The organism is Massilia varians (assembly GCF_027923905.1).
GTDB classification, from domain to species: domain Bacteria; phylum Pseudomonadota; class Gammaproteobacteria; order Burkholderiales; family Burkholderiaceae_D; genus Telluria; species Telluria varians_B.
This window is the reverse complement of the sequence record NZ_AP026966.1, coordinates 3,882,448-3,896,324: the sequence shown is the minus strand read 5'-3', so window position 1 is coordinate 3,896,324 and position 13,877 is coordinate 3,882,448. Positions and strand designations below refer to the sequence as shown.

At 64.8% G+C, this 13,877-nt stretch carries 16 protein-coding genes; 14 read left to right on the top strand and 2 right to left on the bottom strand.

Annotation, left to right across the window (positions count from 1 at the left end):
- Positions 1-4: 4 nt before the first annotated feature.
- Positions 5-1,261 (bottom strand): kynureninase, encoded by a 1,257-nt coding sequence (gene kynU / locus MasN3_RS17530; protein ID WP_281908897.1) that lies wholly within the window; start codon positions 1,259-1,261, stop codon positions 5-7.
- Positions 1,258-1,905 (bottom strand): arylformamidase, encoded by a 648-nt coding sequence (gene kynB / locus MasN3_RS17525; RefSeq protein WP_281908896.1) that lies wholly within the window; start codon positions 1,903-1,905, stop codon positions 1,258-1,260. Before kynB ends, kynU begins: the two co-directional genes overlap by 4 nt.
- A gap of 591 nt (positions 1,906-2,496) precedes the next feature.
- On the opposite strand from kynB, the gene flhD reads away from it, so the two are divergent.
- The 14 genes from flhD (at position 2,497) to cheZ (ending at position 13,877) form a co-directional block, all read left to right on the top strand.
- Positions 2,497-2,814 (top strand): flagellar transcriptional regulator FlhD, encoded by a 318-nt coding sequence (flhD, locus tag MasN3_RS17520; RefSeq protein ID WP_281908895.1) that lies wholly within the window; start codon positions 2,497-2,499, stop codon positions 2,812-2,814.
- Positions 2,815-2,874: 60 nt separating this feature from the next.
- Entirely contained in the window at positions 2,875-3,441 is a 567-nt protein-coding gene (gene flhC / locus MasN3_RS17515) for a flagellar transcriptional regulator FlhC (RefSeq protein WP_281908894.1), read from the top strand.
- A 121-nt stretch (positions 3,442-3,562) separates the two neighbouring features.
- Positions 3,563-4,306, top strand: a complete 744-nt coding sequence (locus MasN3_RS17510) for an SAM-dependent methyltransferase (RefSeq protein WP_281908893.1) — start codon at positions 3,563-3,565, stop codon at positions 4,304-4,306.
- Positions 4,307-4,441: 135 nt separating this feature from the next.
- Positions 4,442-5,296, top strand: coding sequence for a flagellar motor stator protein MotA (gene motA / locus MasN3_RS17505; protein ID WP_281908892.1), 855 nt, complete (start codon positions 4,442-4,444; stop codon positions 5,294-5,296).
- Positions 5,297-5,348: 52 nt separating this feature from the next.
- Complete coding sequence (gene motB / locus MasN3_RS17500; RefSeq protein ID WP_281908891.1) at positions 5,349-6,293, top strand: flagellar motor protein MotB; 945 nt, start codon at positions 5,349-5,351, stop codon at positions 6,291-6,293.
- Positions 6,294-6,310: 17 nt separating this feature from the next.
- Positions 6,311-6,859, top strand: a complete 549-nt coding sequence (locus MasN3_RS17495) for a chemotaxis protein (protein WP_281908890.1) — start codon at positions 6,311-6,313, stop codon at positions 6,857-6,859.
- A gap of 84 nt (positions 6,860-6,943) precedes the next feature.
- Positions 6,944-7,309 carry a response regulator gene (locus MasN3_RS17490; RefSeq protein WP_036248827.1) on the top strand — a complete coding sequence of 122 codons (366 nt, stop codon included), beginning with the start codon at positions 6,944-6,946 and terminating at the stop codon, positions 7,307-7,309.
- Positions 7,310-7,345: 36 nt separating this feature from the next.
- Positions 7,346-9,517: a chemotaxis protein CheA gene (gene cheA, locus MasN3_RS17485; protein ID WP_281908887.1), complete on the top strand. Its 2,172-nt coding sequence runs from the start codon at positions 7,346-7,348 to the stop codon at positions 9,515-9,517.
- 38 nt (positions 9,518-9,555) lie between these two features.
- A complete protein-coding gene (locus MasN3_RS17480; protein ID WP_281908885.1) occupies positions 9,556-10,056 on the top strand; it encodes a chemotaxis protein CheW in 501 nt (166 codons plus the stop codon).
- An 81-nt stretch (positions 10,057-10,137) separates the two neighbouring features.
- Entirely contained in the window at positions 10,138-11,004 is an 867-nt protein-coding gene (locus tag MasN3_RS17475; RefSeq protein WP_281908883.1) for a CheR family methyltransferase, read from the top strand.
- Between the two features lie 9 nt (positions 11,005-11,013).
- A complete protein-coding gene (gene cheD, locus MasN3_RS17470; protein WP_281908881.1) occupies positions 11,014-11,607 on the top strand; it encodes a chemoreceptor glutamine deamidase CheD in 594 nt (197 codons plus the stop codon).
- Positions 11,608-11,639: 32 nt separating this feature from the next.
- On the top strand, positions 11,640-12,701 hold the full coding sequence (locus tag MasN3_RS17465) for a protein-glutamate methylesterase/protein-glutamine glutaminase (protein ID WP_281908880.1): 1,062 nt from the start codon (positions 11,640-11,642) through the stop codon (positions 12,699-12,701).
- Positions 12,702-12,841: 140 nt separating this feature from the next.
- On the top strand, positions 12,842-13,237 hold the full coding sequence (gene cheY / locus MasN3_RS17460; RefSeq protein ID WP_036207318.1) for a chemotaxis response regulator CheY: 396 nt from the start codon (positions 12,842-12,844) through the stop codon (positions 13,235-13,237).
- Between the two features lies 1 nt (position 13,238).
- Positions 13,239-13,877 (top strand): protein phosphatase CheZ, encoded by a 639-nt coding sequence (gene cheZ, locus MasN3_RS17455; RefSeq protein ID WP_281908878.1) that lies wholly within the window; start codon positions 13,239-13,241, stop codon positions 13,875-13,877.

Sequence of the window (13,877 nt, the reverse complement as noted above, 5' to 3'; positions counted from 1 at the left end):
GGCCTCAGGTCACGGCGCTGCGCTCGGCCCGGGTGTCGTAGGCTTCGCGGTCGAGGATGTCCTTCAGGATCGCCACCGCATCCCAGACGTCGGCGAAGCTGGTATACAGCGGCGTGAAGCCGAAGCGCATGATCTCCGGCTCGCGGTAGTCGCCGATCACGCCGCGCCGAATCAGGGCCGCCATCACCGCGTAGCCATGCGGGTGGGTGAAGCTGGCCTGGCTGCCGCGGCGCGCATGGTCGCGCGGCGTCACCAGGCCGAGCGGATGCTTGCGGCAGGTCGATTCGACCAGCTCGATGAACAGGTCGGTCAAGGCCAGGGACTTCTCGCGGATGGCGGCCATGGTGGTCTCCTCGAATACCTCCAGTCCGCACTCGACCAGCGCCAGCGACAGCACCGGCTGGGTCCCGCACAGCGCGCGGCCGATGCCATCGGCAGCGGCGAAGCCGTGCGACATCGCGAAGGGTTGGGCATGGCTCCACCAGCCCGTGAGCGGATGGGAAAACGCCGCCTGGTGGCGCTGCGGCACCCAGATGAAGGCCGGGGCGCCGGGGCCGCCGTTGAGGTATTTGTAGGTGCAGCCGACCGCGAAGTCGGCCCCTGCCGCATGCAGGTCGACCGGCACCGCGCCGGCCGAGTGGGCCAGGTCCCACACCGCCAGGGCGCCGGCGGCGTGCGCATGGCGGCTCAAGGCCGCCATGTCATGCTGGTAGCCGGTGCGGTAGTTGACGTGGGTGAGCATCAGGACCGCGCAGTCGTCGTCGACCGCGGCCGGGATCTCCTCGATCGAATCGACCAGGCGCACCCGGTAGCCGCGATCCAGCCAGCGGGTCAGGCCCTCGGCCATGTAGATATCGGTGGGGAAGTTGCTGCGCTCGGTGACGATGGTGCGGCGCGCGGCTCCCGCGCCTTCGGCCTGCAGCTGCAGCGCCGCGGCCAGCGCCTTGAACAGGTTGAGCGAGGTGGTGTCGGTGACCACGACTTCGCCCGCTTTGGCGCCGATCAGCGGCGCCAGGCGGTCGCCGAGGCGCTTGGGCAGGTCGAACCAGCCGGCCGTGTTCCAGCTCTTGATCAGGTCCTGGCCCCATTCGCGGCTGACGACTTCCTGGGCGCGGGCGAGGGCGGCCCTGGGCCGGGCGCCGAGCGAATTGCCGTCGAGGTAGATGATCCCGTCGGGCAGGTCGAAGCGCGCGCGCAGGGCGCGCAGCGGGTCGCGTTGGTCGCGCGCGACGCAGTCGGCGCGTGTCATTACAGCGGTCATGCAGCTTCCTTCGTTGGTAGTTGGCGCAGGATGGCGCGCACCGGGCTGGCGTCCATGCCGGCGAATTTCAGGGGCAGGGCGACCAGTTCATAGTCGCCCTCGGGAACCTCGTCCAGCACGATGCCTTCCAGGATCGCCATGCCGGCGGCGCGCACCGCATGGTGGGCGTCCAGGGTCTTGGAGTCCTGCGGGTCGAGCGAGGGGGCGTCGGTGCCGACCAGGATCGCGCCGCGGCTGGCCAGCAGGTCGATCGCGGCCGGGCTGATGGCGCGAAAGGCCGGATCCCAGGCATGCTGGGGCGCATACGCGTAGGTACGCAGCAGCACGCGCGGCGGGACGCCGTCGAGCTTGCCCTCCAGGTGGGCGGCCTCCACCCGGGGTACACCCACGCAATGGATCACGCGGCAGGCGCCGATGTAGGGCCGCAGGTCGACCTGGTCGATCGACTTGCCGGCCGGGTCGTAGTGGCTGGGTGCATCGGTATGGGCGCCGAGGTGGGTCGTCATGGTCATGCGGCTGACCCGTACCGGACAGCCATCCTGGATCTGCCAGGTCGGCGCGGCATCGAAAGGCGTGTCGCCCGGCCAGACCGGAATGTCGATCGAGATCGTCGGGCTGATATCCCAGATGCGTAAAGAGTCCATGCGGCGCCTTTGAATGGTTGAGGCTTGAAGCTTTTGCCAGCTTCGCAGTGTAGCAAGTTCCCGTGCCGGCCGTCCGCTTTTGTTGGTTTGAAGATAACTGTTTTCGCGCCCCGAAAAAATTTTCGACATTTTTTCTCGAGAACCCTCAAGTTCCCCAAAGCGCTGCCGTTACCCGTACCAGAAGCGCGGTAAAGGGTCTTGAAAAAATATTTTCGACAAACCCTCAAGTTCTCGCCAGGCACGCCGTTAATGGGGTGGAGAGGGGCAGCAAAGTGAAAAAATATTTTGCGAAAACCCTAAAGTTCTCCAAAAGCTTGACGTAAACCGTATCAAGCGCACGACAGAAGCAGCGTCAGGCGTCCACAATTCGGCGGATTTTCCGCAACTCCTCCAGCCCCGTTTTCATAGGGGCGCCAGAGTGATCCGGCAGGGTTTGTCAGACAAACTCCTACGGGTCATGTCGTCATTTCGCGGACGAAAAATACAGACTTCGTCCAATACCGAAAAAGTTTCCTCACGGTCAGAATCTATCTCAACGGCAACACTCAGTAACGACTGGGTAGCCGATTCAACGGATACGGAGAGAAGAAAATGACGATCAACGACATGATGGCTGAAATCCGCGACGCTAACCTGAGCTACCTGATGCTGGCTCAGCAGATGATCCGCGCCGACAAAGTCACCGCCATTTTCCGTCTCGGCATCTCTGCCGACATCGCCGAGCTGATCGAAGGCATGAGCAACGCCCAGATCCTGAAGCTGGCAAGCGGCAACATGATGCTGGCCCGTTTCCGCTTCGACGACACCGCCATCCTGTCGATGCTGACCAGCCACACCAAGGAGCGCAGCCTGGCCCAGTCGCACGCCGCCATCCTGATGGCCGGCCAGCCTGTTGAAGAGATCGTATAAAATCCCACTTGAGGCGGCCCCGTCGGGGCTGCACGGCAAGCAATACGGGCGGGAGTAGCAATGAGCAAGAAGAGTGTCGTATCGGAAGCGCAGGAAATCCAGCTTGCGATCGAACTGATCAACCTGGGGGCGCGCCTCCAGCTGCTCGAAACCGAAGTCTCGCTGTCGCGCGAGCGCCTGCTCAAGCTGTACAAGGAATTGAAGGGCGTCTCTCCGCCCAAGGGCATGTTGCCGTTCTCGACCGACTGGTTCCTGACCTGGCAGCCCAACATCCATTCTTCGCTGTTCATCAACATCCATCACTTCCTGGTCGAACATGCCGGCGCGAGCGGCATCCAGGCCGTGATGAAGGCCTATCAACTCTACCTCGAACAGATGCCGCCCGAACCGGGCGAAGAGCCGCTGCTGTCGCTGACGCGCGCCTGGACCCTGGTGCGCTTCTTCCAGAGCGGCATGCTGGTGCTGGCCCCGTGCCAGAAATGCCAGGGCAAGTTCATCGTCAACGCCCTCGACCTGAACGCCGGCTACCTGTGCGGCCTGTGCCACATGCCTTCGCGCGCCGGCAAGACGCGCAAGGCCAAGGATGCCAGGGACGCGGCCAACGCCGCCGCGAAGCAGGGCGAGTGAACACGGATGTGCGTAGGGTGGACGGCTCTGCCGTCCGCGCGTTCAAACCGTGCATGCTCAGGCGCGCTGCCTCTATTCACCCCGTAGTGGAACGCGCGGACGGCGAAGCCGTCCACCCTACATGAAACCGGCAGTTGCGGCGCTGCTCCTGCAGCTTGCCGCATTCCCGCTGACCCTGGCGCTGACCTGGCTGCTGGCCACCGCCGGCATCCCGATGTCCTACCTGTCCGTGGCCCTGATCCAAGGGCTGGTCGCCGCCGCCCTGACTTGGTGGCGCGGCCTGGCGAGCTGGTGGCGCGCAATAGCGCTGCTGTTCCCGGTCGCGCTGTTCGGCGCCGTGCAACTGGCGATCCCGCCGCTGGTCTTCCTGGCCGTCTTCCTGTTCCTGCTCCTGCTGTACTGGTCCACCTACCGTACCCAGGTGCCGTACTATCCGTCCGGCCGGCGCGTCCGGGAGGCGGTGGCCGAGCTTTTACCACATAAACAAGCGGCGCGCGTGATCGACATCGGCAGCGGCCTGGGCGGCCTGGTGCTGGACCTGGCGCGCCGCGGCCCCGCCATCGAGGCTATCGGCATCGAGCTGGCGCCGCTGCCCTGGCTGGTGAGCCGCTTGCGCGCGCGCCTGGCCCGCAGCCCCGCGCGCTTCATCCGCGGCGACTACAATGCCCTCAATTTCGGCGAATTCGACCTGGTGTTCGCCTACCTGTCGCCGGCCGCGATGGGCGCCCTGTGGCGCAAGGCGGCGCGTGAAATGCGGCCCGGTTCGCTGCTACTCAGTTACGAATTCATCATCGATGATCGTTCGCCGGACCGTATCGTCTATCCCACAGAGGGTGGTCCAGCCCTTCATATCTGGCACTTTTAGACGACAAAACCGGCCTTTCCGCTTGCCGGTAAGTCATTCTCCCGCTAGAGTGGTTCCCTGCGTCAACTTTGCCTGAGATCACTATTATTGAGCCGGCCGGAGGAATATCCCCGGCATTTCTGGAGCGGAATTCCCTTGTTAGTCATTCTTGGTTACCTCGTCGTCTGCGCCTGCGTGTTCGGCGGCTTCGCCCTGGCCGGCGGCCACCTGGCCTCGCTGTGGCAGCCGATCGAACTCTTGATGATCGGCGGCGCCGCGCTGGGTGCTTTCTTCGTCGGTAATACCATGAAGTCGGTCAAGGCCACCATGAAGGCGCTGCCGTCCGTGCTCAAGGGCTCGCAGTACACCAAGGACATGTACATGGAGCTGATGGCGCTGCAGTTCGACGTGCTGTCGAAGGTGCGCAAGGAAGGCCTGATGTCGATCGAAGGCGACATCGAGGCGCCGGAAGCCTCGCCCCTGTTCTCGAAATACCCGGCGGTCCTGGCCGACCACCACATCGTCGAATTCATGACCGACTACCTGCGCCTGATGGTGTCGGGGAACATGGACGCGATGCAGATCGAAAACCTGATGGACAACGAGATCGAGACCCACCACCACGAGGGCGCGATCCCGGCCCACGTGATCGCCAAGGTCGGCGACGGCCTGCCGGCCTTCGGTATCGTGGCGGCGGTGATGGGCGTGGTCCACACCATGGAATCGGTGGGCCTGCCGCCGGCCGAGCTGGGCATCCTGATCGCCAAGGCGCTGGTCGGCACCTTCCTCGGCATCCTGCTGGCCTATGCCTTCGTGACCCCGCTGGCCAGCGTGCTGGAGCAGAAGCTGGAGGAGTCGACCAAGATGTTCCAGTGCGTGAAGGTGACGCTGCTGGCGAGCCTGAACGGCTATGCGCCGGCGCTGGCCGTCGAATTCGGCCGCAAGGTGCTGTACTCGACCGAGCGCCCGAGCTTCGCCGAGCTCGAAGAGCACATCAAGAGGAAGAAGTAAGGCGTGATGCTGCTTCCGGATCAACTGCGGGAATCGAAGCGGGGAGGGCGCCATGGCTGACGACAGCATGCGTCCCATCGTCGTCAAGCGCATCAAGAAGGTGCAGGGCGGCCACCATGGCGGCGCCTGGAAGATCGCGTACGCCGACTTCGTGACCGCGATGATGGCCTTCTTCCTGCTCATGTGGCTGCTCGGCTCGACCGCCAAGGGCGACCTGGAAGGCATCTCGGAATACTTCAAGACCCCGCTCAAGGTGGCGATGGCGGGCGGCTCGGGCGCGGGCGACTCCTCGTCGGTGATCAAGGGCGGCGGCACCGACCTGACGCGCCGCAACGGCCAGGTCAAGAAGGGCGACATCGACCCCACCTCGAAGACCTACAATCTGGAAGCGGCCAAGGCCCAGATCGCGCGCGCCGAGGCCGAGCGCCTGCAGTCGCTGAAACTGAAGATCGAGTCGGTCATCGAGGTCAACCCGCTGCTCAAGAAGTACAAGAACCAGCTGCTGCTCGACCTCACCAGCGAAGGCCTGCGCATCCAGATCGTCGACGAGCAGAACCGTCCGATGTTCGAGCTGGCCAAGGCCGAGCTGCAGCCGTATACCAAGGAAATCCTGAACATCATCGGCATGGTGCTCAACGAAGTCCCGAACAAGATCGGCCTGTCGGGCCATACCGACGCCACCCCGTACGTCAGCGACGCCGGCTACAGCAACTGGGAATTGTCGGCCGACCGCGCCAACGCCTCGCGCCGCGAACTGGTGCGCGGCGGCCTGGGCGACGACAAGGTGCTGCGCGTGGTCGGCCTGGCCTCGGCCGCCAACCTGGACCGGAAGGACCCGTTCAACCCGATCAACCGGCGCATCAGCATCATCGTCATGAACAAGAAGACCGAGGAAGCCGTGCAGCGCGACGCCGCCTCGCTCGAGGTGCCGGCGCAGCAAGCGCTTGCTGCCGCCGAAGCGGTCGCAACGGCGGGCGCAACGCCGCCGGGCAAGTAGTCCAGCAGGAGACTCGAATGAAAAGAAAAAAGATTCTCGGATCGCACGTCAAGCGCCTGCTGTCGGGGGTGGCCATCCACGGACGCCGCCACCTGACCGAGGTCGAGACCGACCTGCTGCAGACCGAGCTGCTGCTGGAAGAAGCCATCGACAAGCTGACCATCAGCTTCATGGCCATCCACACGGCGGTCGGGGCGCGCCAGGAAGCGATCAACCGCCTGCTGGCCGGCGAGACGCCCAGCGCGGAGGACAGCGCGCGCTTGTCCGACATGTCGGGCGAGATCGGCCAGCACGTGAACTCGGCCATCACCAGCATGCAGTTCCAGGACATGACCAGCCAGCTGATCGACCGCACGCTGCGGCGCGTGGCCGGCCTGCGCGACTTCCTCGGCACGCTCAGCGAGCATGGCGCCGAGATCGCGCCGGAAACCGACAGCGACGAGATCGTCGAACGCCTGGGCAAGGTCAGCATGGCGCTGGCGATCCAGTCGCTCGAGCTGCGCAGCATGCTGCGCAAGTCGGTCGACCAGCAGCACCTGGAGAGCGGCGACATCGAACTCTTCTGAGCGCGCCGCCGGCACCGAATTACACGACACTTCGCCACTTAACATTCAACCGGAACATACCGGACAAAACAGCAGGAGCAAAACATGGCAAAAACGATTCTCGCGGTCGACGATTCCAGTTCGCTGCGCCAGATGGTGGCCTTCAGCCTGAAGGCGGCTGGCTACAACGTGGTGGAAGCCGTGGACGGCCAGGATGGCCTCGACAAGGCAAAGCTGCAGAGCGTGGACCTGGTCCTGACCGACCAGAACATGCCGCGCATGGACGGCCTGGCGCTGATCAAGACCCTGCGCACGCTGCCGGCCTACGCCAAGACCCCGATCCTGATGCTGACCACCGAGTCGTCCGACGAGATGAAGGCCAAGGGCCGCGCCGCCGGCGCCAACGGCTGGCTGGTCAAGCCTTTCGATCCGCAGCGCCTCATCGAGGTGGTCAAGAAAGTCATCGGTTGAACCGATGATGCGCCAGGCAATCCAGGGAATAGCATCATGACGATCGACATCAGCCAGTTCTACCAGGTCTTTTTCGACGAAGCAGAGGAACTGCTCGCCGAAATGGAGCGGCTGCTGCTGGCGGTCGACGTGGCGGCGCCCGACCCGGAAGACCTGAACGCCATCTTCCGCACCGCCCACTCGGTCAAGGGCGGCGCCTCGACCTTCGGCCTGTCCGACATGAGCGAGGTCACCCACGTGCTCGAGTCGCTGCTGGACCGCATCCGCAAGGGCGAGATGGCGCTGACCTCGAACCACGTGGACGCCTTCCTGGCGGCCAAGGACGGCCTCAAGATGCAGCTCGACGGCCACCGCCACGGGGCAAGCGTCGACCAGGAAGCGATCGCCAACGTGCGCATGGTGCTGCACGACCTGGCCGAAGGCCTGGTGCCGCAGGCGCCGCTGGTAGCGCCGTCCTACCTGACCGCGGATGCCGGCGCCCACCACCGGCTCGAGAACGCGCACCGCTACAAGATCGAGCTGCCGCCGGTCGAGCAGCGCGACATCAGCGCCCTGGTCGACGAGCTGGGCCTGATGGGCCGCGCCAAGGTGACGCCCCTGGAGGGCGGACGCAGCGCCATCATCATCACCACGCACGAGAGCCTGGACGACATCATCGCGATCTGCTCCTTCGTGCTGAACCCGGAAGACCTGAAGATCTTCGAGGCGCCGGCCTTGACGCCAGAACAGCGCGCCATCGAGGCCGCCGAGCGCAAGCGCATCGAGGACCAGCAGGGCTACGGCTTCTTCGACGCCGACGACGAGGGCGCGGCCGCGGCGAGCGGCGACGACGACCTGTCGGACGACGAGCGCGGCTACGGCTTCTTCCAGCCGATCGAACAAATCCGCGCCGCGGCCGGCATCACGGGCGAGCCGGCGCCGGCGTCCGCGCCGAAGGGGCAGGACGCGCTCGAGCTCACCGAAGCGGCGGGCGAGCTGGCGCTTGAAAAGAAAGCCGCCGCCAAGAAGGACGCGCACGCGGAGTCGTCCTCGATCCGGGTGTCGGTCGAGAAGGTCGACCAGCTGATCAACCTGATCGGCGAACTGGTGATCACCAACGCCATGCTCGAACAGCGCAGCGGCGGCCTGGACCCCATGACGCACGAGCGCCTGCTCAATTCCATCAGCCAGCTGGGCCGCAATACCCGCGAGCTGCAGGAAGCGGTGATGTCGATCCGCATGATGCCGATGGACTTCGTGTTCTCGCGCTTCCCGCGCATGGTGCGCGACCTGGCCGGCAAGCTCGGCAAGAAGGTCGACTTCATCACCAACGGCGCCGCCACGGAACTCGACAAGGGCCTGATCGAACGCATCGTCGATCCGCTGACCCACCTGGTGCGCAACTCGATCGACCACGGCATCGAGATGCCGGCCGCGCGCCTGGCTTCCGGCAAGTCCGAGGCGGGGCGTCTGTTCCTGTCGGCCGGCCACCAGGGCGGCAACATCGTCATCGAAGTCTCGGACGACGGCGCCGGCCTGAACCGCGAACGCATCCTGGCCAAAGCCAGCCAGAACGGCCTCCCGGTGAGCGAGAACATGAGCGACGAGGAGGTCTGGCAGCTGATCTTCGCGCCGGGCTTCTCGACCGCCGAGCAGGTGACCGACGTGTCCGGCCGCGGCGTGGGCATGGACGTCGTCAAGCGCAACATCGCCTCGATGGGGGGCAGCGTCGAGATCCGCTCGGCGCGCGGCTTCGGCACCACGATCTCGATCTCGCTGCCCCTGACGCTGGCGATCCTGGACGGCATGTCGATCAGGAGCGGCGAAGAGGTCTACATCCTGCCGCTTTCCTTTGTGGTCGAGTCGCTGCAGCCGGAGCCCGCCGACATCCGCGAGATCGCGGGACGCGGCCGGGTGCTGAAGGTGCGCGGCGAATACCTCCCCCTGATTCCGCTGTACCAGATGTTCGAGATCGCGCCGCGCATCACCGACCCGTCGGAGGGCATCGTGGTGATCCTCGAGACCGAGGGCAAGAAGGCCGCGCTGTTCGTCGACGAACTGGTGGGCCAGCAGCAGGTGGTGGTGAAGAACCTGGAGGCGAATTACCGCAAGGTGGCGGGCATCTCGGGCGCCACCATCCTGGGCGACGGCGGCGTCGCCCTGATCCTCGACGTGGCCGCGCTGGTGCGCTCCTCGCGCCAGCTGCTGGGCGACACCGTCGTTTCATGAAGCTTTTTACAAAACATCAACCCCAAGAGGACGCGAACATGTCTACTGTACAGAACAACAAGCCTGCCGACGGCGCCGTCGAAGGCGCCGGCAGCGAATTCCTCGCCTTCACCCTGGGCTCCGAGGAATACGGCATCGATATCCTCAAGGTCCAGGAGATCCGCGGCTACGAAGCGGTGACGCGCATCGCCAATGCACCGGAATTCATCAAGGGCGTGATCAACCTGCGTGGCATCATCATCCCGGTGGTCGACATGCGCATCAAGTTCAAGCTGGGCACCCCGGTGTACGACCAGTTCACCGTGGTGATCATCCTGAACATCGCCGGACGCATCATGGGCATGGTGGTGGACAGCGTGTCGGACGTGACCACGCTCACCCCGGACCAGATCAAGCCGGCGCCGGAAATGGGCACCGCCTTCAATTCGGACTACATGATCGGCCTGGGCACGGTGGACGAGCGCATGCTGATCCTGGTCGACATCGACAAGCTGATGTCGTCCAGCGAGATGGGCCTGATGGACAAGCTGGCAGCATGACCTTGTCGGATGGACGGCATCGCCGTCCGTCCGACAGATAGCCGGCACAAGCAACACTGATAGCAACCAAGAGGCAACGACGTGCCGCAGCAACGAACCGATACGGCCAAGGAATTCGATTTCACGCGCAGTGATTTCGAGCGGGTCCGCGCGCTGATCTACCAGCGCGCCGGGATATCCCTGGCCGACAGCAAGCAGGAGATGGTCTACAGCCGCCTCGCGCGGCGCCTGCGCGCCACCGGCATCCACTCCTTCGTGCGCTACCTCGACGACCTGGAAGCGGGGCGGATGGGGGCCGAATGGGAAGCCTTCACCAATGCGCTGACCACCAACCTGACCTCGTTCTTCCGCGAAGCCCACCACTTCCCGCTGCTGGCCGAGCACCTGGCCGGCCTGCAGCGCCGCGACGGCAAGCCGCTCACCATCTGGTGTTCGGCCGCGTCCACCGGCGAAGAGCCGTATTCGATCGCGATGACCGCCTGCGAGGCTTTCGATACCCTCACGCCGCCGGTACAGATCGTCGCCACCGACATCGACACCAACGTACTGGCGGTGGCTGCCGGCGGGGTCTATCCGATGGAGCGCGTCGACAAGGTGGGCCAGGCGCGGCTGAAACGCTTCTTCCTGAAGGGGAAGGGCGCCAACGAGGGCATGGCGCGGGTGCGTCCGGAGCTGCGCCAGCTGGTGAATTTCCGCCAGCTGAACCTGCTGGCGAACGAATGGCCGGTGGAAGGGCAGTTCGACGCCATCTTCTGCCGCAACGTGATGATCTACTTCGACAAGGACACCCAGCGCAAGATCCTGGCGCGCTTCGTGCCCCTGATGAAGCCCCATGCCCTGCTGTTCGCCGGGCATTCCGAAAACTTCCTGTACGTGTCGGATTCGCTGCGCCTGCGCGGCAAGACGGTGTACGAACTCGATCAGGCCGCGCGCCGCCACCCGTTCTGAGACCGGAACATGAACAACCAGTTCGCCACCAACGTCTACTACGACCGCACTTTCGATTGCGACGCCGCCAAGATCCTGCCGGGCGAGTACTACTACACCGGCAAGAACATGCTGATCGTGACCGTGCTCGGTTCCTGCGTATCGGCCTGCATCCGCGACCGCCTGACCGGCCTGGGCGGCATGAACCACTTCATGCTGCCCGACGGCGGCGATGGCGGCAGCCCGGTGTCGGCCTCGATGCGCTACGGGAGCTTCGCCATGGAGATCCTGATCAACGACCTGCTCAAGGCCGGCGCGCGCCGCGAGCACCTGGAAGCCAAGGTGTTCGGCGGCGGGGCGGTGCTGCGCGGCTTCACGGCCATGAACGTGGGCGAACGCAATGCCGCCTTCGTGGTGGACTTCCTGAAGACCGAGCGCATCCCGGTGCTGGCCTCGGACCTGAACGACATCTATCCGCGCAAGGTGTACTTCTTCCCCAAGACCGGCAAGGTGCTGGTGAAGAAGCTGATGCAGACCCAGAACGATACGCTGGCAAAACGCGAGCTCGATTACGCCAGGCGGCTCAAGGTCGAGCCGGTCGGCGGCGACATCGACCTGTTTTGACCGGCGAAGAACAAGACCTGAAAGGACGACGCATGACAATCAAGGTTCTGATCGTCGACGACTCCGCGCTGATCCGCAGCGTGATGAGCGAAATCGTGAACTCCCAGCCCGACATGGAAGTCGTGGCCACCGCCCCCGACCCCCTGGTCGCGCGCGAGCTGATCAAGCGCCACAACCCGGACGTGCTGACCCTCGACGTCGAGATGCCGAAGATGGACGGCCTCGATTTCCTGGAAAAACTGATGCGCCTGCGCCCGATGCCGGTGCTGATGGTGTCCTCGCTGACCGAGCGCGGCTCGGAGATCACGATGTGCGCGCTGGAACTCGGCGCGGTCGACTTCGTGACCAAGCCGAAGATCTCGATCCAGACCGGGATGCGCGAATACACCGAACTCATCGCCGACAAGATCCGCGCAGCGAGCCGCGCCCGCATCAAGCGCATGGTCCCGAGCGGCACGCCCGTGCCGCAGCTGTCGGCCCTGCGCAGCCCCCTGATCTCGTCGGAAAAGCTGATCATCATCGGCGCCTCCACCGGCGGCACCGAGGCGATCCGCGAATTCCTGATGCAGATGCCCTCGGACTGCCCGGGCATCCTGATCGCCCAGCACATGCCGGAAGGCTTCACCAGTTCCTTCGCCAAGCGCCTCGACTCGCTGTGCAAGATCAGCGTGGTCGAATCGCAGGGCAACGAGCGGGTGCTCCCCGGCCACGCCTACATCGCGCCGGGGCACTCGCACCTGCTGCTCACCCGTTCCGGCGCCAACTACATGACCAGCATCGAGCAGAGCCCGCCGGTCAACCGGCACCGTCCCTCGGTGGACGTGCTGTTTCGCAGCGCGGCCCAGGCGGCGGGCAAGAACGCGGTCGGCGTGATCCTGACCGGCATGGGCAAGGACGGGGCCGCCGGCATGCTGGACATGCGCAATGCCGGCGCACACAATTTTGCCCAGGACGAAGCCAGCTGCGTCGTGTTCGGCATGCCGCGCGAAGCGATCGCGCTCGGCGCCGCCCACGAAGTGGGCAGTTTGCAGGCCTTGCCGGGCATGGTGCTCGACCACCTGGCTGCGCAGGGCGGCCGGGCGTTGCGTGTTTGATCCAGCTGGCCTTGTGTTGATGCCATTTTATCGCCGTACGGCAACAAAAATGCTATTCTTGAGGCTGATTCCACGGTCGCGCGATTTTGTTCAGCGCCTGCCCACTAAACCAAAGCAAAAGATTCAAAACGGAGTAATTCATGGCTGATCCAAAGTTGCGTTTTCTGGTTGTTGACGATTTCTCGACGATGCGCCGCATCGTCCGGAATCTGTTGAAGGAACTGGGTTATGCCAATGTCGACGAGGCAGAAGACGGCGTGATGGCGCTGGCCAAGCTGCGCAGCGAACCCTTCGACTTCGTGGTGTCGGACTGGAACATGCCGAACATGGACGGCCTGACCATGCTGCAGAACATCCGTGCCGATCCCGCGCTGGCCAAGCTGCCGGTGCTGATGGTGACCGCCGAAGCCAAGAAGGAAAACATCATCGCGGCGGCGCAGGCGGGCGCCAGCGGCTACGTGGTCAAGCCGTTCACGGCCGCCACGCTGGACGAGAAGCTCAACAAGATCTTCGAAAAGATGGACAAGGCGGGCTGACATGACGGAGCAGACCGTGGCGCAGGTCGAGACCTCCCACGAGGAGGTCCTGAGCCGGATCGGACACATGACGCGCGCGCTGCACGAAAGCCTGCGCGGCCTCGGCCTCGACAAGCTGATCGAAAAAGCGGCGAGCGACATCCCCGATGCGCGCGACCGTCTCGACTACGTGGCACGCCTGTCCGAGCAGGCTGCCAAGCGCGTGCTGGACGCCACCGACGCCGCCGGCCCGGTGCAGGATGCGATCGAGACCCGCTCGGGCGAGCTGTCCGGCGCCTGGCAGGCCTTGCTGGAGCAGGGCGCGTCGGAAGCCGAGTGGCGTGCGCTGGCCCAGCGCACCATCGCCGGCCTGGACGAGTCGCGCGCCGGCGCTTGCGCGACGCGCGCCCAGCTGATGGACATCATGATGGCCCAGGACTTCCAGGACCTGACCGGCCAGGTGATCGGCCGCATCACGGGCATCGCCCAGAACCTCGAGAAGCAGCTGGTGCAGGTGCTGATCGACTTCGCACCGAGCGAGATCCGGCGCGAGATCGACAATGGCCTGCTGAACGGCCCGCAGATCAACCCGGAGGGCAAGAGCGAAGTGGTGGCCGACCAGGGCCAGGTCGACGACCTGCTCGACAGCCTCGGCTTCTGA

Excerpts from the sequence above, each read along its gene's own strand:
- kynU (WP_281908897.1), bottom strand. The coding sequence starts at position 1,261 with ATGACCGCTGTAATGACACGCGCCGACTGCGTCGCGCGCGACCAACGC.
- kynB (WP_281908896.1), bottom strand. The coding sequence starts at position 1,905 with ATGGACTCTTTACGCATCTGGGATATCAGCCCGACGATCTCGATCGAC.
- flhD (WP_281908895.1), top strand. The coding sequence starts at position 2,497 with ATGACGATCAACGACATGATGGCTGAAATCCGCGACGCTAACCTGAGC.
- flhC (WP_281908894.1), top strand. The coding sequence starts at position 2,875 with ATGAGCAAGAAGAGTGTCGTATCGGAAGCGCAGGAAATCCAGCTTGCG.
- MasN3_RS17510 (WP_281908893.1), top strand. The coding sequence starts at position 3,563 with ATGAAACCGGCAGTTGCGGCGCTGCTCCTGCAGCTTGCCGCATTCCCG.
- motB (WP_281908891.1), top strand. The coding sequence starts at position 5,349 with ATGGCTGACGACAGCATGCGTCCCATCGTCGTCAAGCGCATCAAGAAG.
- MasN3_RS17495 (WP_281908890.1), top strand. The coding sequence starts at position 6,311 with ATGAAAAGAAAAAAGATTCTCGGATCGCACGTCAAGCGCCTGCTGTCG.
- MasN3_RS17490 (WP_036248827.1), top strand. The coding sequence starts at position 6,944 with ATGGCAAAAACGATTCTCGCGGTCGACGATTCCAGTTCGCTGCGCCAG.
- cheA (WP_281908887.1), top strand. The coding sequence starts at position 7,346 with ATGACGATCGACATCAGCCAGTTCTACCAGGTCTTTTTCGACGAAGCA.
- MasN3_RS17480 (WP_281908885.1), top strand. The coding sequence starts at position 9,556 with ATGTCTACTGTACAGAACAACAAGCCTGCCGACGGCGCCGTCGAAGGC.
- cheD (WP_281908881.1), top strand. The coding sequence starts at position 11,014 with ATGAACAACCAGTTCGCCACCAACGTCTACTACGACCGCACTTTCGAT.
- MasN3_RS17465 (WP_281908880.1), top strand. The coding sequence starts at position 11,640 with ATGACAATCAAGGTTCTGATCGTCGACGACTCCGCGCTGATCCGCAGC.
- cheY (WP_036207318.1), top strand. The coding sequence starts at position 12,842 with ATGGCTGATCCAAAGTTGCGTTTTCTGGTTGTTGACGATTTCTCGACG.
- cheZ (WP_281908878.1), top strand. The coding sequence starts at position 13,239 with ATGACGGAGCAGACCGTGGCGCAGGTCGAGACCTCCCACGAGGAGGTC.